The 22,636-nt window shown below is 74.8% G+C and carries 19 protein-coding genes; 9 read left to right on the top strand and 10 right to left on the bottom strand.

What is annotated here, in order from left to right:
• Nucleotides 1–126: 126 nt before the first annotated feature.
• Complete coding sequence (locus ACWEVP_RS49675; RefSeq protein WP_452069608.1) at nucleotides 127–1,566, top strand: M4 family metallopeptidase; 1,440 nt, start codon at nucleotides 127–129, stop codon at nucleotides 1,564–1,566.
• A gap of 284 nt (nucleotides 1,567–1,850) precedes the next feature.
• Complete coding sequence (fusA, locus tag ACWEVP_RS49670; protein WP_452069607.1) at nucleotides 1,851–3,791, top strand: elongation factor G; 1,941 nt, start codon at nucleotides 1,851–1,853, stop codon at nucleotides 3,789–3,791.
• Nucleotides 3,792–3,859: 68 nt separating this feature from the next.
• Here the strand turns inward: fusA and ACWEVP_RS49665 are convergent, their stop codons facing one another.
• Together ACWEVP_RS49665 and ACWEVP_RS49660 are read right to left on the bottom strand one after the other, a co-directional pair.
• Nucleotides 3,860–5,059, bottom strand: coding sequence for a cysteine desulfurase-like protein (locus ACWEVP_RS49665; RefSeq protein ID WP_452069606.1), 1,200 nt, complete (start codon nucleotides 5,057–5,059; stop codon nucleotides 3,860–3,862).
• Nucleotides 5,060–5,079: 20 nt separating this feature from the next.
• Nucleotides 5,080–5,301 (bottom strand): hypothetical protein, encoded by a 222-nt coding sequence (locus ACWEVP_RS49660; RefSeq protein ID WP_452069605.1) that lies wholly within the window; start codon nucleotides 5,299–5,301, stop codon nucleotides 5,080–5,082.
• A gap of 95 nt (nucleotides 5,302–5,396) precedes the next feature.
• Between ACWEVP_RS49660 and ACWEVP_RS49655 the strand changes: the two genes are divergently transcribed.
• Entirely contained in the window at nucleotides 5,397–6,647 is a 1,251-nt protein-coding gene (locus ACWEVP_RS49655; protein ID WP_452069604.1) for a glycosyltransferase 87 family protein, read from the top strand.
• On the opposite strand, the gene ACWEVP_RS49650 is transcribed toward ACWEVP_RS49655, so the two are convergent.
• Nucleotides 6,598–7,023 carry a DUF4383 domain-containing protein gene (locus tag ACWEVP_RS49650; RefSeq protein WP_452069603.1) on the bottom strand — a complete coding sequence of 142 codons (426 nt, stop codon included), beginning with the start codon at nucleotides 7,021–7,023 and terminating at the stop codon, nucleotides 6,598–6,600. The genes ACWEVP_RS49655 and ACWEVP_RS49650 overlap by 50 nt on opposite strands.
• A gap of 76 nt (nucleotides 7,024–7,099) precedes the next feature.
• Between ACWEVP_RS49650 and ACWEVP_RS49645 the strand changes: the two genes are divergently transcribed.
• Nucleotides 7,100–7,561, top strand: a complete 462-nt coding sequence (locus ACWEVP_RS49645; protein WP_452069602.1) for an SRPBCC family protein — start codon at nucleotides 7,100–7,102, stop codon at nucleotides 7,559–7,561.
• On the opposite strand, the gene ACWEVP_RS49640 is transcribed toward ACWEVP_RS49645, so the two are convergent.
• Nucleotides 7,531–8,727, bottom strand: a complete 1,197-nt coding sequence (locus tag ACWEVP_RS49640) for an FAD-dependent oxidoreductase (protein WP_452069601.1) — start codon at nucleotides 8,725–8,727, stop codon at nucleotides 7,531–7,533. The two genes, ACWEVP_RS49645 and ACWEVP_RS49640, sit on opposite strands and share 31 nt — an antisense overlap.
• On the bottom strand, nucleotides 8,724–9,131 hold the full coding sequence (locus ACWEVP_RS49635; protein WP_452069600.1) for a nitroreductase/quinone reductase family protein: 408 nt from the start codon (nucleotides 9,129–9,131) through the stop codon (nucleotides 8,724–8,726). The genes ACWEVP_RS49640 and ACWEVP_RS49635 overlap by 4 nt, the downstream gene beginning before the upstream one ends.
• A gap of 81 nt (nucleotides 9,132–9,212) precedes the next feature.
• Between ACWEVP_RS49635 and ACWEVP_RS49630 the strand changes: the two genes are divergently transcribed.
• Entirely contained in the window at nucleotides 9,213–9,659 is a 447-nt protein-coding gene (locus tag ACWEVP_RS49630; RefSeq protein ID WP_452069599.1) for a MarR family winged helix-turn-helix transcriptional regulator, read from the top strand.
• On the opposite strand, the gene ACWEVP_RS49625 is transcribed toward ACWEVP_RS49630, so the two are convergent.
• Entirely contained in the window at nucleotides 9,638–9,760 is a 123-nt protein-coding gene (locus ACWEVP_RS49625; RefSeq protein ID WP_452069598.1) for a hypothetical protein, read from the bottom strand. The genes ACWEVP_RS49630 and ACWEVP_RS49625 overlap by 22 nt on opposite strands.
• On the opposite strand from ACWEVP_RS49625, the gene ACWEVP_RS49620 reads away from it, so the two are divergent.
• Together ACWEVP_RS49620 and ACWEVP_RS49615 are read left to right on the top strand one after the other, a co-directional pair.
• Complete coding sequence (locus ACWEVP_RS49620) at nucleotides 9,759–11,255, top strand: cryptochrome/photolyase family protein (protein ID WP_452069597.1); 1,497 nt, start codon at nucleotides 9,759–9,761, stop codon at nucleotides 11,253–11,255. The two genes, ACWEVP_RS49625 and ACWEVP_RS49620, sit on opposite strands and share 2 nt — an antisense overlap.
• 87 nt (nucleotides 11,256–11,342) lie before the next feature.
• Nucleotides 11,343–12,482: a DICT sensory domain-containing protein gene (locus tag ACWEVP_RS49615; protein WP_452069596.1), complete on the top strand. Its 1,140-nt coding sequence runs from the start codon at nucleotides 11,343–11,345 to the stop codon at nucleotides 12,480–12,482.
• 18 nt (nucleotides 12,483–12,500) lie between these two features.
• On the opposite strand, the gene ACWEVP_RS49610 is transcribed toward ACWEVP_RS49615, so the two are convergent.
• The 4 genes from ACWEVP_RS49610 to ACWEVP_RS49595 are packed head-to-tail and all read right to left on the bottom strand — an operon-like array spanning nucleotide 12,501 to nucleotide 20,541.
• On the bottom strand, nucleotides 12,501–13,949 hold the full coding sequence (locus tag ACWEVP_RS49610; RefSeq protein WP_452069595.1) for an MFS transporter: 1,449 nt from the start codon (nucleotides 13,947–13,949) through the stop codon (nucleotides 12,501–12,503).
• Nucleotides 13,946–18,172: a type I polyketide synthase gene (locus ACWEVP_RS49605; RefSeq protein ID WP_452069594.1), complete on the bottom strand. Its 4,227-nt coding sequence runs from the start codon at nucleotides 18,170–18,172 to the stop codon at nucleotides 13,946–13,948. The genes ACWEVP_RS49610 and ACWEVP_RS49605 overlap by 4 nt, the downstream gene beginning before the upstream one ends.
• Nucleotides 18,169–19,908: a fatty acyl-AMP ligase gene (locus tag ACWEVP_RS49600; RefSeq protein WP_452069593.1), complete on the bottom strand. Its 1,740-nt coding sequence runs from the start codon at nucleotides 19,906–19,908 to the stop codon at nucleotides 18,169–18,171. The genes ACWEVP_RS49605 and ACWEVP_RS49600 overlap by 4 nt, the downstream gene beginning before the upstream one ends.
• A gap of 18 nt (nucleotides 19,909–19,926) precedes the next feature.
• A complete protein-coding gene (locus ACWEVP_RS49595; RefSeq protein ID WP_452069592.1) occupies nucleotides 19,927–20,541 on the bottom strand; it encodes a hypothetical protein in 615 nt (204 codons plus the stop codon).
• Nucleotides 20,542–20,945: 404 nt separating this feature from the next.
• On the opposite strand from ACWEVP_RS49595, the gene ACWEVP_RS49590 reads away from it, so the two are divergent.
• Both ACWEVP_RS49590 and ACWEVP_RS49585 read left to right on the top strand, forming a co-directional pair.
• The gene (locus tag ACWEVP_RS49590) at nucleotides 20,946–21,959 is read left to right on the top strand and encodes an alpha/beta hydrolase (protein WP_452069591.1); all 1,014 of its coding nucleotides are present in this window, start codon (nucleotides 20,946–20,948) and stop codon (nucleotides 21,957–21,959) included.
• Nucleotides 21,956–22,636: SDR family NAD(P)-dependent oxidoreductase (locus ACWEVP_RS49585; RefSeq protein WP_452069590.1), on the top strand; the 681-nt coding region annotated here is incomplete at its 3' end. The genes ACWEVP_RS49590 and ACWEVP_RS49585, both read left to right, overlap by 4 nt.

Genomic DNA, 22,636 nt, shown 5'->3' with positions numbered 1-22,636 from the left:
TAACCACCGACTTACGGCGCCCATGTGGTGACTTACCTACTTTCGACCGGTGTGCCACCCCTTCGGGGCATGTGACCCTGCTCGGACTTCACGACAGGTGATCAAGCTTCCACGGAGGTGTACCGGGTGTCACGCAAAAGGGTCATCGCAGGGACGGCGGCGGTGAGCGCGGCCGTCGTCGCGGTGTCACTGGCCACGACCGGCTCGCCGGCCTACGCGACCATCTCGCAGCCGTCGATGCGCGCGCTGGACTCCCTCGCGATGCCGTTCGGCAGCGTAGTGCGGTCCCAGCAGGAGATCGGCGGCGTGCCGGTGTTCGGCGGCCAGCTGGTCCAGCTGCGCGACAAGGCGGGCGCGGTCCTCGCGACCCACGGCCGCACCACGCAGAAGACCACGGGCGCCTTCCCGGCGAGCGACGCCGGTGCCGCGGACGCCGCGATCGCGGACGTCGCGAAGCGCACCGGCCTCGCCGCGGGCACCCTGCAGGCCGACGCGCCCCGCGCGTACTGGTACGACGCCACCCTCGGCGGCGCGAAGGGCGACGGCGTCGCCGTGCCGACCTACCAGGTCACCGTGCACGGCGCGAAGCTGAACGACAAGTGGACCGAGGTCGTCAAGGCCGGCTCCCCGGACGTCCTGACGTCGTGGTCGGAGGTCCGCGAAGCCAACCGGGACGTCTGCGACGCGAACCGCAAGGTGGTCAGCGGCAGCACCGAATCGGTCCGCTGCGGCACCGCCTTCGACGTCACCCGCAAGGAAGGCGGCGCCGAGTCCTCCGTCGCCGACGTCAACAACGTCTACACGTTCTTCGGCCAGGCGGCGGACTTCTACCAGAAGTACGTCAACGTCGACCTCACGAACCTGATCGGCGCCGACTACTCCGACGGCACCGGCAAGGCGCTGCGCGGCACCGTCCGGATCTGCGTCAGCGGCGAATGCCCGTTCGCGAACGCCTTCTGGGACGGCGAGCAGATGGCCTTCGGCGAAGGCGTCACCACCGACGACATCACCGGCCACGAGCTCACCCACGGCGTCACGCAGCACACGTCTGGGCTGAGCGGTGGCCAGGCCGACTCGATCAACGAAGGTCTCTCGGACGTCTTCGGCAAGTTCATCGGCATCACGTCGAACGACCCCAACGACACCGGCGACAACCGCTGGCTGCTCGGCGCGGGCTCGTCGCTCGGCGCGATCCGGAACATGAAGGACCCGCGCTCGTCGCTCAAGCCGCAGCCGGACATGGTCAACGGCCCGGGCTGGGACACGAACAACCCGGACGAGCACATCAACGACGGCGTCGTCAACAAGGCCGACTACCTGATCACCGACGGCGACACCTTCAACGGCCAGACCGTGCGCGGCCTCGGCCTCGACAAGTCCGTCCAGATCTGGTGGGGCGTCGAGAACACGCTGACCCCGAGCGCGACCTTCAAGGACGTGGGCGACGCCCTCAACTCCTCCTGCGCGGCGCTCGCCAAGGCGGGCACCGCGGGCATCACCGCCGACGACTGCACCCAGGTCGCCAACGCGGTGAAGGCCACGCAGCTGGACCAGGATCCCAGCTGAGCCACTGACGGCACCGAGGGCCACTCCGGAGACCGGGGTGGCCCTCGGCGCGCAAAACCGGTTGGCGGCCCGGAAAGCCGCCGCTACGCTGCCCGGAGTCCGAGACCGCGTCGAACGAAGGGAGCCGGCCGTGCGCGTCGCCGTCGTCTCCCGTCCGCGGTCCGAGGTGATCCTCGTGTCTTCGCGCTTCCGGTGTCCGCCGCGCGGCTGACACCGCTTCCGTGACGCGTTCCGTCACGGCGAATCGCGCTGCCCCGATCGGATCGTCCACAAAGGACAGCGCCATGCGCACGCACGACCTGACCACCGTCCGCAACCTCGGCATCCTCGCCCACGTCGACGCGGGCAAGACCACCGTGACCGAACGGATCCTGCACGTCACCGGAGCCACCCGCAAGACGGGCGAGGTCCACGACGGCACCACCGTCACCGACTTCGACCCGCAGGAACGCGACCGCGGCATCACGATCTTCGCCGCGGCCGTCGGCTGCACGTGGCGCGGCCACCGGCTCACCATCGTCGACACGCCCGGCCACGTCGACTTCACCGCCGAGGTCGAGCGGTCGCTGCGCGTCCTCGACGGCGCGATCGCCGTGTTCGACGGCGTCGCGGGCGTCGAGCCGCAGAGCGAAACCGTGTGGCGCCAGGCCGACCGGCACGGCGTCCCGCGGATCGCCTTCGTCAACAAGCTCGACCGCGCGGGCGCCGACCTCGACACGGCCGTCGCGTCGATCCGGGCGCGGCTGCACCCGTCGCCGCTGGTCGTGCAGCTGCCGATCGGACGCGAGGACGGCTTCACCGGCGTCGTCGACCTCGTGCGCCTCCCGGCGGACGCCCCGGCCGAGGCACGGCGGCGGCGCCGGGCGCTGGAGGAGGCCGTCGCCGAGCTGCACCCGGTGGCGCTGGACGAGTTCTGCGCCGGCGGGACGATCTCGGCGGAGACCTTGGACAAGGCCCTGCGGGAGCTGACCCTCAGCGGCGACGGGCTCGTCGTGCTGTGCGGCGCGGCCTACCGCGACCGCGGGATCGAGCCGCTGCTCGACGCCGTCGTGGCCTACCTGCCGTCGCCTTCGGACGTCGAGCCGGTGCGCGCCGACCGGCCGGCCGATCCGGCGGCGCCGCTGGCCGCGCTGGTGTTCAAGGTGGTCGCGACGGCCACCGGTCGGCTGACGTACGTGCGGGTGTACTCGGGAACACTGCGGAAGGGGGACCAGGTGCGCGACGGCGACCGCGTCGAACGCGTCGCGCGGGTCCTGCGCGTGCAGGCCGACCGGCACGAGCCCCTGGACAGCGCGGTGGCCGGCGACATCGTGGCGGTGGCCGGGCCGAAGGCGGCCCGGGTCGGCGCCACGCTCTGCGCGCCGGACGCCCCGGTGCTGCTGGAGCCGCCGCCGACGGCGGACCCGGTGGTCTCGGTGGCCGTCGAAGCCCGCCGAGCGGGCGACGGCGACCGGCTGGCCTCGGCGCTGGCGCGGCTGGCGGAGGAGGACCCGTCGCTGGTCGTGCGGACCGATCCGGAGACCGGGCAGACGCTGCTGTCCGGCCTGGGCGAGCTGCACCTGGAGGTGGCGGTGGAGAAGCTGCGGCGCGACCGCGGGCTCGAAGCCGTGGTCGGCCGTCCTTCGGTCGCGCACCGCGAAGCCGTCGTCCGCGGGGTGTCCGGGCTGCTGTACCGGCACGTCAAGCAGGACGGCGGCGCGGGCCAGTTCGCCCACGTGGTCCTCGACGTCGAGCCGGCCGCCGAGGGGTTCGGGTTCGCCTCGGCGGTCGTCGGCGGCCGGGTGCCGCGCGAGTACGTCCGCGCGGTCGAAGCCGGGTGCCGGGACGCGCTGGCCGGCGGGCCGCTCGGCGGGCACCCGGTGACGGGCCTGCGGGTGGTGCTGACCGACGGGACGACCCACCCGAAGGACTCGTCGGACCTGGCGTTCCGCACGGCGGGACGGCTCGGCCTGCGGGAAGCCCTGCGCGCGTGCGAACTGCGGCTGCTGGAACCGGTCGCCGAGGTGGCGGTGACGGTACCGGCGGACGCGGTCGGCACGGTGCTCGGCGACCTCGCGGCCCGCCGCGGCCGGGTGGCCGGATCACAGGTCCGCGCGGGCACGGCGGTGGTGACGGCGACGGTCCCGGTGGCCGAGCTGTTCGGCTACGCGAACCGCCTGCGCGGCCGAACCCAGGGCCGCGGCTCGTTCACGGCCCGCCCGTCGGGTTACGCCCCGGCGCCGTAGGCCCCGGCCCGAGCGCCCCGATGTGGCCTTGGGTGCGTCTGACGCATCGAAGGCCACATGGGGGCGCTTCAGGGGCGGGGGAGCGAGGCGACTCCGGCGAGGAGGGCGTCGACGTCGGCTTCCGTCGTGTACGGCGCGATCCCCGCCCGGACCGCGCCCGTGTCGCCGAGGCCGAGGTGGCGCGAGCACTCGATCGCGTAGAAGCTCCCCGCCGGCGCGTTCACCCCCAGCGCACCGAGGTGCTCGTACACCGCTTGTGACGCGACGCCGTCGACGGAGAACAGGACCGTCGGCGTCCGGTGCCGCTCCGGCCTGCCGTACCGCGTGACGTCCGGAAGTGCGGCCAACCCGGCGTCCAACCGCTCGAGCAGTGCGTTCTCGTGGTTTTCCACCGCGGCCAAAGACCCGAGCAGCCGCGTGCGGCGCGAGCCCGAGCCGGGTACCAGGCCCGCCAGGAAGTCGATCGCCGCGGTCGTGCCCGCCAGCAGCTCGTACGGAAGCGTGCCCAGCTCGAACCGCTCCGGCACCGCGTCGGTCGAGGGCAGCAGCTTGTCCGGGTGCAGTGTCCCCAGCAGCGACGGCGCCGCCGCGACCAGGCCCAGGTGCGGGCCGAGGAACTTGTACGGCGAGCACGCGTAGAAGTCGGCTCCCAGCGCCGTGACGTCGACCGGCGCGTGGGGCGTGAGGTGCACGCCGTCGACGTACAGCAGCGCCCCGGCCTCGTGCACCGCCGCCGCGATCGCCGGGATGTCCGGCCGGGTGCCGAGCAGGTTCGACGCCGCCGTCACCGCGACCAGCCGGGTCCGCTCCGACAGCATCCCGCTCACCGCGGACGCCGCCAGCTCCCCGGTCGCGGGGTCGAAGCCGGCCCACCGCACGGTCGCGCCGGCGGCTTCCGCGGCCTGGACCCACGGCCGGATGTTCGCGTCGTGGTCGAGCCGGGTGACGACGACCTCGTCGCCCGGTCCCCAGTTCTTGGCCAGCGTGCGGGAGAAGTCGTAGGTCAGCTGCGTCATGCTGCGCCCGAACACGACCCCGGCCGGGTCGGCGGCCAGCAGGTCGGCGACGGCCTGGCGCGCGTCGGCGACCACCGCGCTCGCCCGGCGCTCGGCCGCGGTCACGACCCCGCGGTTGGCGATCGCGGCGCACAGGGTCCCGGCCACGGCCTCGCCGACGACGTCGGGAACCTGCGAGCCGCCCGGCCCGTCGAAGTGCGCGGCGGAGAGGGCGGGGAAGTGCTTGCGGATCGTCTGCACGTCGTAGCTCATGGCGCCAGCGTGCCAGGAACTCACCGGTTGCGCGGGTGCTCGCGGGCCCGCCGCTCGGTGCCGTGCTTGTAGTTGCCGGTGGCGCGGGCCATCAGCAGCTGCTGGTCGTCACCGCGGTCGGCGGCGGCCAGGAAGCGCGCGGCGGCGGACCCGCGCAGCGTCCCGGCCGGGCGGCCGTGGTGGGTGATCGTGACGGTGCCGCGTTCGTCGACGCGGTAGGCGAAGCCGGCCGGTGTCCCCATCCGCCCAGGCTGGCACGCCGGGCAACCGGTTTTCCGGAGCCGGTCCGGGGGTTTCCCGGATGGCGCCGGGGCGGGGACCCGACAGAATGCGAGAGATGATCAGAGGGGGACGAGGGGTGCGGGCCAAGCTGGGGAACGCCTACGTGCTGCTGGGGGCGCAGGTACTCGTCCTGGCCGTGCTGCTGGTGTCGTACAACGACGGCCGGGTGCGGTTTCCGGCCTACCGGGTCGACCTGGACGTCTACCGGCTCGGGTCGGCGGCGCTGCTGCACGGTGACGCCCTCTACGGCACCCTGCCGCCCACCGGCGACGGCCAGCTGCTGCTGTTCACCTACCCGCCGTTCGCGGCGGTCCTGCTGGCGCCGCTGGCCGTGCTGCCGTACTGGGCCGCCTGCCTCGTGGTCACCGTCGGCACCCTCGGTCTGCTCGCGCTCGTGCTGGTGACGGTCCTGCGCGCGCTCGGCGCGCGCGCCGACTGGCGCCGCGTCGCGGTGCTCCTCCTGGCCGCCGAGGTCCTCGAGCCGGTGCTGCGCACGGTCTACGCGGGGCAGATCGACCTGCTGCTGCTCGCCCTCGTCGTGCTCGACGTCCTGGTGGCCACCCCGCGGTGGCCGCGCGGCCTGCTGATCGGGATCGCCGCCGCGATCAAGCTGACCCCGGCGGTTTTCCTGCTCTACTTCCTGCTCCGCCGCGACACCCGGGCCGCCGTCACCGCCGTCGTCACGTTCCTGGCCGCGACGGCGCTGGGGTTCCTGCTGGCCGGCGCCGACTCGGTGCGGTACTGGACCGGCGCGCTGTGGGACACCGGCCGCGTCGGCGAGCCGACCTACGCCGGCGACCAGTCGCTGCTGGGGCTGCTCGCGCGCGCCGGGGTGCCCGCCGACGCGCGGACCGCGTGGTGGCTGCCGCTGGTGGCGGTGGTCCTCGTGCTGACCGCGTTCGGCGTGCGGCGCGCGCTGAACGCCGGGGAACAGACCGTCGCGCTCGGCGTCAACGCCGCCGGCGGCCTGCTGATCTCCCCGATTTCGTGGACGCACCACTGGGTCTGGGCCGTCGTCGTGCTGCTCGGCTGGGCGGACCTGGCGCGCCGGACCCGGCGGCGCGGGTTCGCCGTCGTGGCCGGGGCGGGCGCGGTGCTGTTCGTGGCCGGGCCGCAGTGGTGGTGGCCGCGGGGCGGGGAGGTGGAGCGCGGCTGGACGTTCGTCCAGCAGCTGACCGGCAACGGCTACGTCCTCTTCGGGCTCGCGGTGCTGGTCACGGCCGTGCTCGTGCGTTTCCCGCGAGCGGCGGAGGACTTCAGCGGCGCCGTTCCGGCCGCCGCCACAGCCAGCCCGCGCCGAGGATGAGCATCGCGGTCCCGAGCGCCAGGGCGAGGCAGATCGCGGCGGTGTTCATCGGCAGCACTTCGGTGACCGCCCGCGGCAGCGGGAGCAGCGCGACCAGGCCGGCCGCGGCGTAAGCGGCCCCGGCGGCGACCAGGAACCGGGCGGCCAGGCGCGAAGAGCGGGTGCAGAAGACCGCCGCGGCGCCGGTCAGCAGGTGCACCAGCGCCCACGCCCCGGACACCGAGAACACCCCGAACAGTTCACGCGGGCCGCTGCCGTCGGCGACCCCCGACATCAGCTCGAGCGCGGCGAGCACGAGGAACAGCAAGCCGATCAGCATGCCCATCCCCTGCACGGGGGCGGGACCGCGCCGGGTCTCGGGTTCGGTGGCCGTCATGTTCACCAGGTTCCCCGTGCGCCGTCTTTTAATGCACCCCTCACGGGGTATCCGGGCGTCGACGAAAGGTGAACCGATGACCGAGTACCGCCACACCGCGACCGCCGACATCCCCGCCGACGAGCTGTTCGCGTTCTTGAGCCACCCGGAGAACCTGCCGCGGTACTTCCCGGAGATGAAAGTGGCCGAGCCGCAGGGCGGTGACAGCGTCCACGTGGAGGCGGAGGTGCACGGCCACCGCGTCGCGAGCGAGGCCTGGCTGCACACGGACGCGGCGACCCGGTCGCTGAAGTGGGGCGCGGAAGGCCCCGACGACTACCACGGCGAACTCCGGATAGCCGAAGACGGCCCGGCCTCGTCGGAGATCACGGTGACGCTGCACAGCGTCCGCGAGGCCGAGGGCGACGAGGTGCAGCGGGGCCTGGAGGAGACGGTGGCCGCGATGACCCACGCGGCGACCGCGGACGCGGACGTCGAGGCGGCCGAAGGGCAGGGCGGCTGGACGTCCTACGACGCGAAGAGGGACTCGTCGAGCTGAGGCGGGAACGGCCCGTAGGCGTTGCCGCGGGCGCCGCGGGTGCGCAGGGCCGGGATGGCGAAGAGGAACTTCAGCAGCGCGGGGGGCGCGGTGCCGCGGCCCCGCGCCCGCGCGGCGGCGGCACGCCGCTCGACTTTGACCTGGTCGGTCTGCACCCGGTCGATCGCCGCGATCCGGTCGGCCTGGACGCCGGCGAGGTCGGCCGAGGTCACCCCACCCCGGCGGAGCGCGGGGATCAGGCGGTTCGCCGCGGCGACGGCGTCCTGGACCGCCATCAGGATCCCGTTGCCGCCGACCGGGGAGATGACGTGGGCCGCGTCGCCGAGCAGGAGCAGGCCCGGGCGGTGCCAGCGCCGGACGCGGGAGATGTCGACCGACAGCAGCGTGGTCTGAGCGAAGCCGGTCAGCAGGTGGGCGCGGTCGGCCAGCCACGGCACGCGGTCGCGCAGGAACGCGCGGATCGGCTCGACGCCGCGTTCGCGCAGTGCCGGGTACTCGCCCTTTTCGATGCTGTAGCCGACTTGCCAGTCCTGGACGCCGCCGAGGACTCCGACGTAGGCGTCGCGCCCGAAGTAGAGGTCGAGGTCGGCGTCGGGCGGGTCGCCGGGGGAGCGGGGCAGGCGGAACCAGAGCAGGTCGGTGGTCGCGCCGAGCGGCTCGGCGTCGAGGCCCGCCAGGCGGCGCACGGTCGAGAACCGCCCGTCCGCGCCGATGACGAGCGATGCCTCGAGTTCGCCGCCGCGGTACCGGACGCCGGTCACCCGCCCGTCGTCCTCGAGCAGGCCGGTGACCTTCGCGTTCGTCCGCAGCGTGAACGACGGCAGGGCGGCCGCCCGCTCGGCGAGGAAGTCGAGGAAGCGCACCTGCGGCATCAGCGCGATGTAGCCGAACGGGGTGTCGAGCCGGTCGTAGTCGGCGCAGCTGTAGACGCCGGACGGCGTGTGGAAGCGGAACGAGCGTGCCTTGAAGTGGTCGAGCCGCAGGAGATCCCCGGCCAGGCCGAGGCGGTCGAGCAGTTCGAGGGTGTAGGGGTGCAGCGAGTCGCCGCGGAAGTCGCGGTCGAAGTCCGACCGCGCCTCCAGCACGGTGACGTCGATCCCGGCGCGGGCGAGCAGGTAGCCGAGCAGCAGCCCGCCGGGGCCGCCGCCCGCGATCGCGACGCTCACGCCGGCTCCAGCCGGAAGACGGCCATCCCGCCGAGGTGCTGGAGGATCCGGTCCGGGGTCGCGTCCTGCGGGACGGGGAACGCCTTGACCGCCCACGGCACCGACATCGCCGCCAGGTACGTCGCGACGACGTTCGCGGCCTCGTGGCCGCCGGCGATCTCGGCCCGGCAGTCCTGGCGTTCCTCGGCGGCGAGCAGCGCGCACTCCGGGGTTTCGAGGAGGTTGGCGACCCAGTCGCGGTCGCGCACGGGCGAGACGAGGTAGCGCCCGCCGTGCCATGCGACGACGGCGAGCGGCACCCGCCGCGGTTCGCCGCTGCTGCGGCCCCGGGTCTCGACGACGCGCAGCGCGTACCCGCCTTCGGGCGGGGCTTCACCGGGGGCGTCGATCAGTCTGGCGGTCATTTCGGCGTTCATCGCTCGGACGTCCACACCGCCCACGGTAGCAAAACTAGCTAGATTGTCTAGCGACCGTAGAATGGCCCGGTGGAAGACGGTGTGGCGCTGCGGGTGAACCTCGCCCTGCGTGACCTGCTGGCGCTCGCCCACGACGTCCAGCTGGCGCTGGCCCGACGCCTGGGCCTGGGCGCGACCGACGTCCAGGCGCTGCAGCACCTGGCGACGGGCACGCCGATGGGCACGGTCGACCTGGCGCACGCGCTGAAGATCCGCTCGGCGTCGGCGACGGTCCTGGTCGACCGGCTGGAGGCGGCGGGCCACGTCCGCCGCGACCGCCACCCGAGCGACGGCAGGCGGATCACGCTGGTGGTGGCGGAGGCGGCCCGAGCCGAGGTCCGGGCGGCGCTGGCGCCACTGGTGGACGCGGTGACGCGGTTGACGGAGGAGCTGGAGCCGGGGGAGGCCGAGGTGGTGGCGAAGTTCCTCGGCGACACGACGGACGTGCTGCGCGCTTACGCCGCCGGGCCGCGGTAGGCCGCCAGGACTTCGCCGAGCGAGCCGCTCGCGCGGATCCGGCTCTCGCCCGCCCGGCCGGACATGCGGAGCCGCCCGAACCGGGTTAGCGTTCCGCTCATGCGAAACGAGCCCGCGCTCTGGCTGTTCGCCGACCAGCTCGGGCCGCACTTCCACAGCACCCCCGCCCACCGCGGCCGCGACGTGCTGGTGATCCGGTCGGCCGCGGCCTTTGCCGCCAAGCCGTTCCACCGGCAGAAACTGCACCTCGTCCAGGCCGCGCTGCACCGGCTCGCCGCCGATCTCGGCGACCGCGTCACCCTCGTCGACGCCCCGGACTACCGCACCGGCCTGCGGCGGTTCGGGCGGCCGGTCGTCGTGCACGAGCCGACGTCGCACGCCGCCGATGCCTTCGTCCGGCGGCTGCGCGAGGAAGGCGTCGTCACCGAAATCCTGCCCACGCCCGGTTTCGTGCTGTCCAAAGAGGACTTCACGGTCTGGGCCGACGGGCGGAAGCGGTTCGTCATGGAGGACTTCTACCGCGACCAGCGCCGGAAGTTCGGGGTGCTGCTCGAAGCCGACGGCGAACCCGAAGGCGGGCAGTGGAACTACGACCACGACAACCGGCAGCCGCCGCCGAAGACGACCCGGCTCGACGTCCCCGCGCCCTGGCACCCGCGGGAAAACGAAATCGACGACCGCGTCCGCGCCGAGCTCGACGAAGCCGTCCGCGCCGGGAAGATCCACCCGGTCGGCGCCGACGGCCCGCGGCAGTTCGCCGTCGGGCACGACGAGGCCGTCCGCGCGCTGCGGCGGTTCCTCGACCACCGCCTGCCCGCCTTCGGCCCGCACCAGGACGCCATGCTGACCCACGACTGGGCGATGGCGCACGCGCTGCTCTCGGTGCCGCTCAACCTCGGCCTGCTCGACCCCCGCGACGTCGTGCGGCGGGCCGAGGAGCGCTACCGGGCCGGCGACGCGCCGCTGAGCAGCGTCGAAGGCTTCGTCCGGCAGGTGCTCGGCTGGCGCGAGTGGGTCTGGCACCTGTACTGGCACCAGGGGCCGGACTACCTGCGCCGCAACGCGTTGCAGGCGCGCCGGAAGCTGCCGGAGTGGTGGCGTTCGCTCGACGCGGACGCCGTCGAGGCGGCCTGCCTGCGCACCGCGCTGGCCGGCGTGCGCGACCGCGGTTACGCCCACCACATCGAACGCCTGATGGTGCTCGGCAACCACGCGCTGCAGCGCGGCTACGACCCGGCCGAGCTGACCCGCTGGTTCGCCACCGCCTTCGTCGACGGCTTCCCGTGGGTGATGCCGGCGAACGTCATCGGCATGAGCCAGTACGCCGACGGCGGGGTCGTCGCGACCAAGCCGTACGCCGCCGGTGGTGCCTACATCAACCGGATGAGTGACCACTGCCCCGGTTGTGTGTTCGACCCGAAGAAGCGGACCGGCCCGGACGCGTGCCCGTTCACCGCCGGGTACTGGGCGTTCCTCGACCGCAACGCCGGGCGGCTGCGGGACAACCACCGGATGCGGCAACCGTTGCGGGGACTGGAAAGGCTGGCCGACCGTGACGAGGTCGTCGCCCGGGAGGCTGATCGTCGCCACTTTTGATTTCACCTCATTGTGTGGCTAGCCGGGCGGCATCCCCTCTTTTACGGTAGTTGCCTCCCTTTCTTCCCCCGGCGAAGGCGACTTTCCATGCCCGACGCAGACCCGCGCGCTGGCGTGCTGTCCAAACGCGCCCTGGTGACCGCGTCGCACGCGGTCGAACGCGCGGCCCTCGCCGACGGGGCGGGCGCCGACACCGTGGTGTTCGCGCTGTTCCAGCGGCTGCCGTACTTCGAACGCGAGCGCGAGATGTACGCGAAGATCGCGCGGAAGGCAGCCGTCACGGTCGTCGGCATGGTCGACTCGGGCCGGCCCGACCTCCCGCACGGCGTCACGCCGGTGCTGCTGCGCCCCGACGAGCCGATGGCGCGCGAGTGGTCGGTCGCGGTGCTGTCGCCGACGTTCGGGGCGTCGGTCGTCGCGCAGGACCTGGACGAGATCGACCCCCAGGCGACGTCGGTCGAGCGGGCGCGGCTGTTCCGCGGCCGCTGGGGGCTCCGCCGCGACGAGGCGTACGCCGAGGTGGTCCGGCTGCGCGACGCGATGGGCGACCGGCTGCCGCCCGCGGTCCGGCGCCGCGTCGGCGAGGTCCTGGCGTCGGTGGAGACCCCGGCGGAGCTGGACATCGAGAGCCGCGCGGAGGCGGCGCTGCGGCACGTGGCGTCCCGGCTGGACGCGGCCCGCGCGTCGGCGCCGGTCCCGGTGGGGCCGGCCATCGACCCGGAGACGGGGCTGGACACCCTCGCCGGCATCACCCGGTGGCTCGGCGACGCGACGGACACCGTGCCCCTCGGCCTGGTCCTGGTGGCGGTCGACGACCTGGCGGCGGTCGAACGCCGTCACGGCACGCGCGTCCGGATGCACACGGAGCAGAACGTCGCCGACCTCCTGCGCGGCGGCCTGCGCCCCCTCGACCGCGCCGTCCGGCTCGGCCCGGGGGAGTTCCTGGTGATCCAGCCGGCGGTCCCGGCGGCGGAGCTGACCGCCCGCGGCCGCCACCTGGAGTCGAGGCTGGCGGCGCTGCACGCGACTTACCCGTTCGTGGACCTGCACCCGCGGACGACGACGCTGCTGACCCGCCGTCGTCCGTTGCCGCTGCAGAAACTGCGCGCCCAGCTGCGGGAGGTCCCGGCGGTGACGTTGTGGCCGCCCAGCCAGGGGTCGCTGCCGCTCCCGCCGGAGCCGCGGAACCTGGCGATGCGCTCGGGCGCGGGCGCCTGGTTCCGCTGACGACCTCTGTATAACGACCTATACCGCCGTCGATCGGACGGCGCGTCCAGTCCGGCTCACCGCCGAAACCACCGCGGCGGCCGCGAAGAGTCCACAAGCGACACCCGCCGACACCTGGACGCCCGCGGTGCAGGCCACCCGCGCGGCCGCCGCCAGCCCCTCCGCCGCGAACTCCCGCGCGGCCGACTCCGCCTGAACCGGCCCGGCCGCCGCCAAGCCGGCCGCCGGGGCCGGAACTCCCGGCGGCACCACCAGCCGCGCCGCGTACACCGCCGCCGCCAGGGAACCGAACGCCGTCGTGCCCAGACCCGCACCCAGCTCGTACCCCGTCTTCTCCACCGCCGCCGCGCCGCCCGCGTGGCCGGACGGAGCCGCCGACAGCAGCGTGTCCGTGCTCGACGTCAGCGCCAGTGCCATCCCGAACCCCGTGCCGGCCAGCGCCGCACCCAGCCACCACGACGTCAGGCCGCCTGCCGCCGGCACCGCCAGCGACGTGCCGGCCAGCGCGAACCCCCACGTCCGGACCAGGGGGTTGCCGAACCGGCCGAGCAGCGCCGGCGCTGCCACGCTGCCCGCCGCCGACGCCCCGAGCACCAGCAGCAACCGCGCCGCCGCGGCCACCGGGGACAGGCCCAGCACCACCTGCAGGTACTGCGCCAGCAGCACGCCGAGGCCCACCAGCGTGCTCATCACCAGCAGCACCCCGCCCACCGCGCCCGCGACCCCCGGGCGGCGGAACAACCCCAGATCCAGCAGGGGCGTCGCGGACGAACGCTGGCGGAGCACGAACAGTCCCACCAGGACACACCCGGCCACGCCCGCGGGAAGACCGCCGCCCGACGGGCCGGCGGCGAAGGCGATCCCGAGCACCCCGCCCGCCGCGAGGGCCGCGCTGAGCGCGTCCCACGGCCCTCGCCCGGGCGGCGACCGCGGCAGCCATCGCAGCGCCGCGACCACCGCCGCGAGGATCACCGGCGGGTTCACCAGGAACGTCGCCCGCCAGCCCCACGCCTCGACGAGCACGCCGCCCAGCACCGGCCCGAACACCGAGCCCGCCCCGGCGACGCCGCTGCACACCGCGATCGCCGTGCGCCGCCGCCGGCGGTCCGGGAAGAGCTCCCGCAGCAGCGACATCGTGACCGGCATGATCATCGCGCCGCCGCAGCCGAGGGCCGCCCGGGCGGCGAGCAGAGCCGGGACGCCGGGGGCGAACGCGCACCCGAGCGACGCCGCGCCGAACACCGCGTAGCCGGTGACCAGCACGCGCCGCCGTCCGAACCGGTCGCCGAGCGTGCCGAACGGCAGCAGCAGCGGGGCCGCCGTGAGCGGGTAGATCGCCACGATCCACACCTGGGCCGCCGCGCCCGGGCGCAGCTCCCGGACGAGGTCGGGCAAGGCGACGTGCAGCACCGTCGCGTCGACGGCCACCAGGAGCAACCCCGCGCCGAGCACGGCCAGCAGCTTCACAGCAACCGCGCAAGGTGCCGGGCGACGACGTCGACGTGCGGCGGGTCGACCACCGACAGGTGGTGCGCGGGCACCGGCACGATCTCCAGCCGCGGGCACAGCTCCGCCCAGCCCGCGGCGAGGTCGGAGCGGGAATAGCGCGGTTCCATGGCGAGCCCGGCGGCGTACGGCTCGGTCGCCCGGTAGAGCACCACGCGGCCGTCGTAGGGGCGCGGTGTCCCGCGTTCCGCGGCGAGGGTGTCCAAAAAGGACTGACGCTGGTGCCGCAGCACGCCGGGGCCGAGCAGTCCGGCCTCGGCGACGCGCCGCATGGTCAGCTCGATCTGCTCCTCCTCGGGCAGCGGCGCGAGCTCGTCGTGCCCGAGCCGGACCGGGTGGCCGTAGGTGCCTTCGACGTAGCCGGTGAACCGCAGGAACCGCCGCGCCGAGGACGCCCGCGGGTCGAGGCCCGGTTCCGGCAGCGGCAGCATGGTGTCGAGGAGGGCGACGAGCTCGACGTCCTCGCCTTCGCCGGCGAGCCGGGTCGCGACGCCGTAGGCCAGCGCGCCGCCGAACGACCAGCCGGCGAGCCGGTAGGGCCCGTGCGGCAGCCGCGCGCGCACCAGGGGCAGCAGCCGTTCGACGCGGTCCTCGATGCTCGTGCCGGGCACGCGTTCGAAGCCGAGGCACGGCACGCCGGCGGGCAGCCGGTCGAGCAGTGGCCGGTAGACGGTGCACGTGCTGCCGCCGGGGTGGAACAGCAGCAGGGGCGCGGCGCCGGGTTCGCCGGGGGTGAGGACGTGCACCGGGCCGCGGGCTTCGCGCGTGTCGAGGACGGCGCGGGTGACGTCGGCGATGGCGGCGGGGGAGCCGTGCCGAAGCAGGTCGGCGGCGTCGATCGGGGTGTCGAGCTCGGCGGAGAGGCTCGTGGCGAGGAGCCGGGCGAGACGCTCGTCGAGGCGGGCGTGCGGGCCGGGGTCGTCGCCGGTGTGCCGGCGCCAGAGCCGCAGGACCAGGCGGTCGGCGGCGTCCCAGGCCCGGCCCCGGGCGGGGCGGGGCAGTTCGCCGTCGCGGGGAGCGAGGTCCCGGTCGAGCTCGGCGAGGGTGGCGCCCCGCAGGACGGCGGCGGTGTCGGGTTCGGCACCGAGCTCCCGCCGGACGGCTTCGCGGATCCGGGTCGCCATGAGGGAGTCGAGCCCGAGGTCGACGAGCGGGACGTCGGCGTCGAGCTGGGCGGGGGCGAGCCCCATGACCGCGGCGACGATTTCGGCGAGCCTGCCGCGGGCGGCGGTGGCCGGGAGTTCGGCGAGGCGTGCCGCGCCGGTGGCGGCGGCGAGTGGTTCCGCCGCGGCGGTCGGGTCGGCTGCGCCCGCCCGGATCCCGCCGGCGGAAGGCGAACCGCCCCCCGACCCCGGCAGCCGCCCGGCCACCGGCGTGACATCGGTGTACCAGTGCCGCTCGTGCCGCCACGGCATCGGCGGCACGTCCGCCAGCCGCGCGCCGTCGTCCGGCGCGCTGACCGTGATCCGCGTTCCCGCGCAGTACAGCTGCGCCGCGGCCGCGCCGAACGCCCGGATTTCGTCCTGTCCCCGGCGCACCGTCCCCGTCACGACCGCGTCCGCGATCCCCGCCGCCTCCAGGGTCCGGGTCAGCGAACCCCGCAGGATGGGGTGGGGCGAGACCTCCACGAACACCCGGTGCCCGTCCGCGGCCGCCGCCGTCACCGCCTGGCGGAACCGGACCGGGCGGCGGACGTGCGCCGCCCAGTAGCCGGCGTCGAAGCCCGGCAGCGACCGCGGGTCCGTCAGCACCGTGTCGTACCACGGCACCAGCGGCCGCCGCCCGCCCAGCTCGGCGAGCGCGTCGCGCAGCTCGCCGAGGATCGGCTCCACCGAAGCCGAATGCCCGGCGACGGGCACCGGCAGCCGGCGCGCGGTCCGCCCGGCCGCGGTAAGCGAAGCGACCAGGTCGTCCAGAACGGACGCCTCTCCGCCGACCGTGATCTGCCCCGGCGCGGAGTCGACCGCCAGTTCCACCCCCGTCGGCAGGTCCGGCGGCGTGAGCGGAACGGCGGCCATCGCGCCGCCCGCGCCGATCGTGCCCAGCAGCCGCGCGCGGGTGGCGACCAGGTGGACCGCCTCGTCCGCCGTCAGCACCCCGCTCACCACGGCGGCGGCCGCCGAGCCCAGCGAGTGCCCGATAACGGCGGCGGGCCGGACGCCGAGTGCCTCCCACCGCGCGGCCAGGGCCACCTGCGTGCCGAAGATCGCCAGCTGGGTCTCGGGCAGCGACAGCCGGTCCGAACCGAGCAGCGCGCGCAGCGACCGTCCACTGTGCTCGGTGAACGGGTCGCCGAGCTTGTCCACCTGCGCCGCGAACACCGGCGACGAGGCCAGCAACCCGCGGCCCATCCCGGCCCAGTGCGAACCGTGGCCGGAGAACACGAACACCGGTCCTTCGCCCGGCACCACCGTCCCCGTGACGACACCCGCGGGCAGCGGGTCGGCGCCGATCGCCCGGAGCCGGCCGGCCAGCTCGGCGGTGTCCCCGGCGACGAACGCCGCCCGGTGCCGCTCGCCGTTGTCCCGCCGGAGCAACGTGTGCGTCACGTCGGCGAGGGACTGGCCCGGTGTGGCGTCCAGCCAGTCCGCCAGCTGCGTCGCGCGCTCGGCCAGCCGGGACCGGGTCCGCGCGGACAGCAGCCCGATCCGCACGCCGGCGGCGGGAGCGGCGGGTCCGGCGGGCGCGCCCTGGTCGAGCACGACGTGCGCGTTGGTCCCGCCGAACCCGAAGGCCGACACCCCGGCCGTGGCGCGCCCGGAGTAGGCCGGCCACGGTGTCGGCTCGGTGAGCACCTTGAGCCGCAGCTCGCCGAACGGGATGTGCGGGTTCGGCGCGGTGAAGTGCAGCTGCGGCGGCAGCTCGCCCTTGACCAGCGCGAGCACGACCTTGATCAGCCCGGCGATCCCGGCGGCCGCCTCCGCGTGCGCGATGTTCGTCTTGACGGACCCGATCAGCAGCGGGGCGCCGGCGGAGCGGCCCGCGCCCAGGACCGCGCCGAGGGCGCCGGCCTCGATCGGGTCGCCGAGCAGGGTGCCGGTCCCGTGCGCCTCCACGTAGTCCACAGTGGACGGATCGAGCCCGGCGCCGCGGTAGGCGTCGCGCAGCATCGCCTGCTGGGCGGCGGGGTTCGGCGCGGCCAGTCCGTTGGACCGGCCGTCGGAGCCGACGGCCGACGAGCGGATGACGGCGAGCACGCGGTCGCCGTCGACCTCGGCGTCGGCCAGCCGCTTGAGCACGACCACACCGCAGCCTTCGGCCCGCGCGATGCCGTCCGCGCCGGCCGAGAACGTCTTGCACCGGCCGTCGCCGGCGAGCAGGCCCGCGGCGGCGAACGCGGCGGTCGGCCCGGGCACCAGCATGAGGTTCACCCCGGCGGCCAGCGCCAGATCGGCCTCGCCGTCCCGCAGCGCGCGCACGGCGTGGTGCACCGCGACCAGCGACGACGAGCAGGCGGTGTCCACCGCCACGCTCGGGCCGCGCAGGTCGTAGACGTAGGAGAGCCGGTTGGCCGCGATGCTGCCCGCCGCGCCGGTCGCCGTCCACAGGTCCGGCTCGGTGCCGGTGAGGGTCAGGTGGCCGTAGTCGTGGGTGGCGATCCCGGTGAAGACGCCGGTGCGGCTGCCGCGCAGCGACGCCGGGGCGATGCCGGCGTGCTCGAGCGCCGCCCAGGCGACTTCGAGGAGCATGCGTTGCTGGGGGTCCATCGTCGCGGCCTCGCGCGGGGTGATGCCGAAGTGCTCGGCGTCGAACCCGGCGACGTCGTCGAGGAAGCCGCCGACGACCGGTGCGGCGTCGGCGGTCCAGCGCCCCGGCGGCGCGGTCCGGACGGCATCGCGCCCGCCGCGCAGCAGGTCCCAGTACTCCTCGGTGCCGTCGGCGCCGGGGAAGCGGCAGCCGAGGCCGACGACGGCGACCGGGTCGGTCCGGCGGCGGTCGGCCGCCGGCGCCGGCGGCTCGTCGCCCCGGGTGAGGCTGCGGACGAGGTGGTCGATCGTCGGGCTTTCCCACAGCAGTGTGGCGGGCAGGCGGGTGCCGAGCAGGTCTTCGAGGTCGGCGGCGAGGGCCACGGCCTGGCGGGAGGACAGGCCGTGGTCGGCGAGCGGGCGGTCGGGTTCGACGGTCGTGCCGGTGTGCTCGGCGACCAGCTCGAGGAGCCGGTGGCGCAGGTCGGGGTTTCTCATCGCGCCAGTGCCTTTCCGTGGTGGCCGGCCTTTCCGCGGGGGCCGGCCTTCCCGTAGTCGCCGGCGAGGTAGCGGTCGCGGCAGGCCGCGCGCGCGATCTTGCCGCTGGAGGTGCGCGGCACCCGCCCGGCCGGGACGAGCAGCACGTCCCGCGGGGCCAGCCCGTGCGCTTCGGAAACCAGCCGGCGGATCGCGACCGCGAGGGCGCGCTCCGCGTCGTCGGTCAGCGTGTCGTGCGTGCGGTGCTCGGCGACCACGACGACGGATTCGGTGTCGGCGCCGGTGACGGCGAAGGCGGCGACGCTGCCGGGACGGATCGCGGGGTCGGCCGACGCGGCCGTCGCCTCGACGTCCTGGGGGTAGTGGTTGCGGCCGTCGACGATGATGAGGTCCTTGATCCGGCCCGCGATGTAGAGCTGCCCTTCGTGGCGGACGCCGAGGTCGCCGGTGCGCAGCCACGGGCCTTCGGGCAGCCCGGGGTGTTCGCCGGCCAGGCGGGCGCCGAAGGTTTCGGTGCTTTCCAGGGGTTTCTCCCAGTAGCCGGCGCCGACGTTGGGTCCGTGGACCCAGATTTCGCCGATCTGACCGTCGGCGAGCGCGACGGCGGTGTGCGGGTCGACGAGGGCGACTCGCTGGCCCGCCGGAACGCCGCACGCGACGAGCCGGACGCCGGTGCCCGCCGGGCGTGCGCTGCCGGTGGCGAGCGCGTCCCGGTCGAAGGTCGTCACTCGCGGGGCCGCGGCCGGGCCGGTGGTGACGAAGACGGTCGCCTCGGCGAGGCCGTAGGCCGGGCGCGTCTTCTCGGGCGAATACCCGGCGGCGGCGAACGCGGTGTGGAAGCGGTCGAGGACGTCCGGGTTGATCGGCTCGGCCCCGTTCACGATCGCCGCGACGCCGCCGAGGCGCAGGCGTTCCGGCTCGCGCACGCGGGTCGCGCAGTAGTGGAAGGCGAAGTTCGGCGCGGCGCTCCACGCGCCCGGGTGGTCGCCGAGCAGTTCGAGCCAGCGGACCGGCCGCTCGACGAAGGCGAGCGGGTCCATCAGCACCGACCGCAGGCCCAGGGCCAGCGGCGTGATCAGGCCGAGGACGAGCCCCATGTCGTGGAACAGCGGGAGCCAGGAAACCGTGGTGGCCGTCCGCGGGTCGAGGCCGAGGCCGCTCACGACCTGGCCGACGTTGGCGAGCACGGCCGCGTGCGTGAGCACCACGCCGGCCGGGCTGCGCGTCGAACCGGAGGTGTACTGCAGGTACGCGACGTCGTCCGGCGACGCCTCGGGAGCGGGCCACGAGCGCGCGGGGCCCGGGCGGTCGGCGGCGACGACCGGGACACCGCCGCCGAGGAAGGCCGCCACCGCGGCTTGGGCGCCGGTGGTCGTGACGACGGCTGTGGGCGCGCAGTCGTCGAGCACCGCGGCGAGGCGTCCCGCGTGGCCGGGCAGGCCGGGGTCGAACAGCGGCACGGCGACCGCGCCGGCGGCGATCGCGCCGAGGAAGCCGGTGACGTAGTCGGTGCCCTGCGGGCAGAGCACGGCCACGCGGTCGCCGGCGCGGACCGGGAGCGCGGCGGCGACGGCGTCGACGCGCTCGGCGAGCCGCCGCCAGGTCAGCCCGCGCCGGCGACCGGCGGGGTCGGCGGCGAAGTCGGTGAAGGTCACGGCGGGCTCGTCGGGCGTCGCCGCCGCCCAGTGGCGCAGGCAGGCGGTGAGGGTCGCGCCGCCGAGGTGCTGCAGGGACATCGGGGTTCTCCTTGCGGTTCAGCGGCCCAGCCGCGGGCCCGCGTGCTGCCACGCGGCGACGGCCAGGGTGTCGAGGTCGAGGCCGGTCGTCCCGGCGTCGCGGAGCACGAGCAGCACGTCGTCGGCGGCGATGGCGACGGTGCGCAGGGGCAGCCCGGCGGTCTGGCCGGGCAGGCTCAGGACCTGCCGGTAGGACAGGGTTTCCGCGCCGGCGACGGCGGGCGGGGTGGCGAGGGTGAGCGTCGAGACCGTCGGGAGGTCCTGGTCGTCGACGGTGACGCGGGCGCAACGGCGCGCCTGTGCGGTCCAGGCGGTGAGGTCGGTGCGGGTGCGGGCGAGGAGCTCGGACACCTGACCGCCGGGGACCGCGGTCTGGAAGCCACGGGCGGTCACGCGTCCGCCGGGGAGCAGCCTGCCGTGGACGACGGCGGTGCAGCCGTCGCCGGAGTCCGTTGTGGACGGTGCGTCGGGCACGGTGAATTCGGCACGGGCGGGGGCGCCCGGGAGCGCTTCGGCGGGCAGCAGCGCCGCGGGCGGAACCGCCGGCGGCGGTGGCGCCGGGGCGCCGGAAATGGACGTCACCGCGGCGGCGACGACCAGGAGCACGGGCGGAAAACGAATTCGGGCAGCCATGTTCTTCCCTTTCGGGGGCGTTCTCGGGGATTTCGCGGCCCCCGCGCTGGGACCCTTCGCCGGTGGCGCTCTCGGACGGCCGAACCCGGCGGCACGGGCGACCCTACGCCAGGTAATCGGTTACCGGAAGAGGCTCAAGATTGCGTAAACGTCCGACGTGTACCCGCTGTGACCTGCGGAATGGCTGGTTACTCACGAGTCAACCGCGGCGGTGTGGCACGGGCGTCCGACTTTGGTCACCCTCCGTGGCCGTGGACTCACCCCGGCGGGGGAGTTTGTTTGCCTGCGCTTCACATTGTCCGGGATCGGACAATTGCGTTTTCGTTTCTTCCTCCGCTAGCTTGACTGCACGCCCGAGGTGTTTTCCGGGTGATCGCCGTCACTTTTCCGGGAAAGGAATACGCATGCGCATATCCGCGAGGTGGCTGCGGTGCGCCGCGGTGCTGGCCGCCGTGGCGGGCACGCTGCCCGGCGCCCCCGCCCGGGCCGCGACGGGCGTGCCGGACGCCCGCGCCGACGACGGCTCGCACGTCGTCGCGGAGACCACAGTGGACGGTGACGCCCGGGTGCTCGACCTGACCGTGCGCTCCACCGGTGTCGGCGCCTACGCGATGGTGCGGCTGATCCTGCCGCGCGACTGGGCCGCCGAGCCGGACCGGAAGTGGCCCGCCGTCTACCTGCTCGCGGGGGAGACCCGGCTGCAGGACTACCGCGGCTGGAGCGCCAACACCGACATCCGGCGCCTCGCCGACGACGCGGACGTCCTGGTCGTCATGCCGGGCTCGGGTCCGGCGGGGTTCTTCACCGACTGGTGGAACTACGGCAAGGACCTCGCGCTCAACCAGTGGGAGACGTTCACCGCCGTCGAACTGCCGCAGCTGGTCGACCGCGGCTACCGCGGGGACGGCCGGCGCGCGGCGGCCGGGCTGTCGCTGGGCGGCTACGGCGCGATCGAGCTCGCGGCGCGCCGGCCGGGCGTGTTCCGCTACGCCGCTTCCTACAGCGGGAACCTCAACCCGGCGGGCCCGACCGGCGAGCTGCTGACCGACGCCATCGTCGCCTCGGCCCACCTCGACCCCGAAGCGCTGTGGGGCGACCGGCGGCGCGAATCGGCGCGGTGGGAGGCGCACGACCCGGTCGTGAACGCGGACCGGCTGCGCGGCACGGAGCTGTACCTGTCGGCGGGCAACGGCCTGCCGGGCCCGCTCGACGCGAAGCTCCCGGTCGACGTGCTGCCCGGGGCGATGCTGCTGGAGTTCCTGTGCGGCGGCCAGACCACGGCCATGGCGGACCGGCTGCGCGCGCTCGGCGTCCCGGTGACGGCGGACCTCTACGGGCCGGGCACCCACCAGTGGGCGTACTGGCAGGAACAGCTGCACAAGACGTGGGCGCGGATGCTGGCGGTGGTGACGTCGTGAAACCGTCCTATGTGGTCACGGGTGCGTCGAGCGGGATCGGCCGCGCGTGCGTGGCGGAGCTGGTCCGCCGCGGCGCGCACGTGTGGGCGAGCGTGCGGACGGACGGCGACGAGAAGGAGCTGGACCGCGTCTACGGCGACGCCGTGAGCGTGCTGCGCATGGATCTGCGGGACGCGGAGTCGATCGCGGAGTGCGGCGCCCGGGTCGCCGCGGCGGGACCGCTGCGGGGGCTGGTGAACAACGCCGGGCTCGCGCGGCCGGGGCCGCTGGAGTACGTGCCGCTGCCGGCGTTCCGCGAGCAGCTGGACGTGAACGTGACGGGTCAGCTCGCGGTGACCCGCGCGATGCTGCCGGCGCTGCGGATCGCCCCGGTGGCGCGGGTGGTGACGGTCGGGTCGATCGGCGGCCGCGTCGCGGGGCCGATGGTCGGGCCGTACCACACGGCGAAGTTCGCCTTGGTGGGCTTGACCGACAGCCTCCGGGCGGAGCTCGCCCCGGAGGGGATCGAGGTGATCCTGGTCGAGCCGGGCGCGGTGGCGACGGCCATCTGGTCCCGGGCGCGCGAAGCGGCGGAGGAGGTCATGACCGTGGCGGCGGCGCACGACGTCGCGTCGCTGCTGAAGGACCGCGGTTACCCGGTGGCGGCCTACACCGGCAAGACCGACCCGGCCGACCGG

This window comes from Amycolatopsis sp. NPDC003865 (assembly GCF_053605345.1).
The sequence above is the reverse complement of the archived record's forward strand: the minus strand, read 5'-3'. Positions and strand labels throughout refer to the sequence as shown.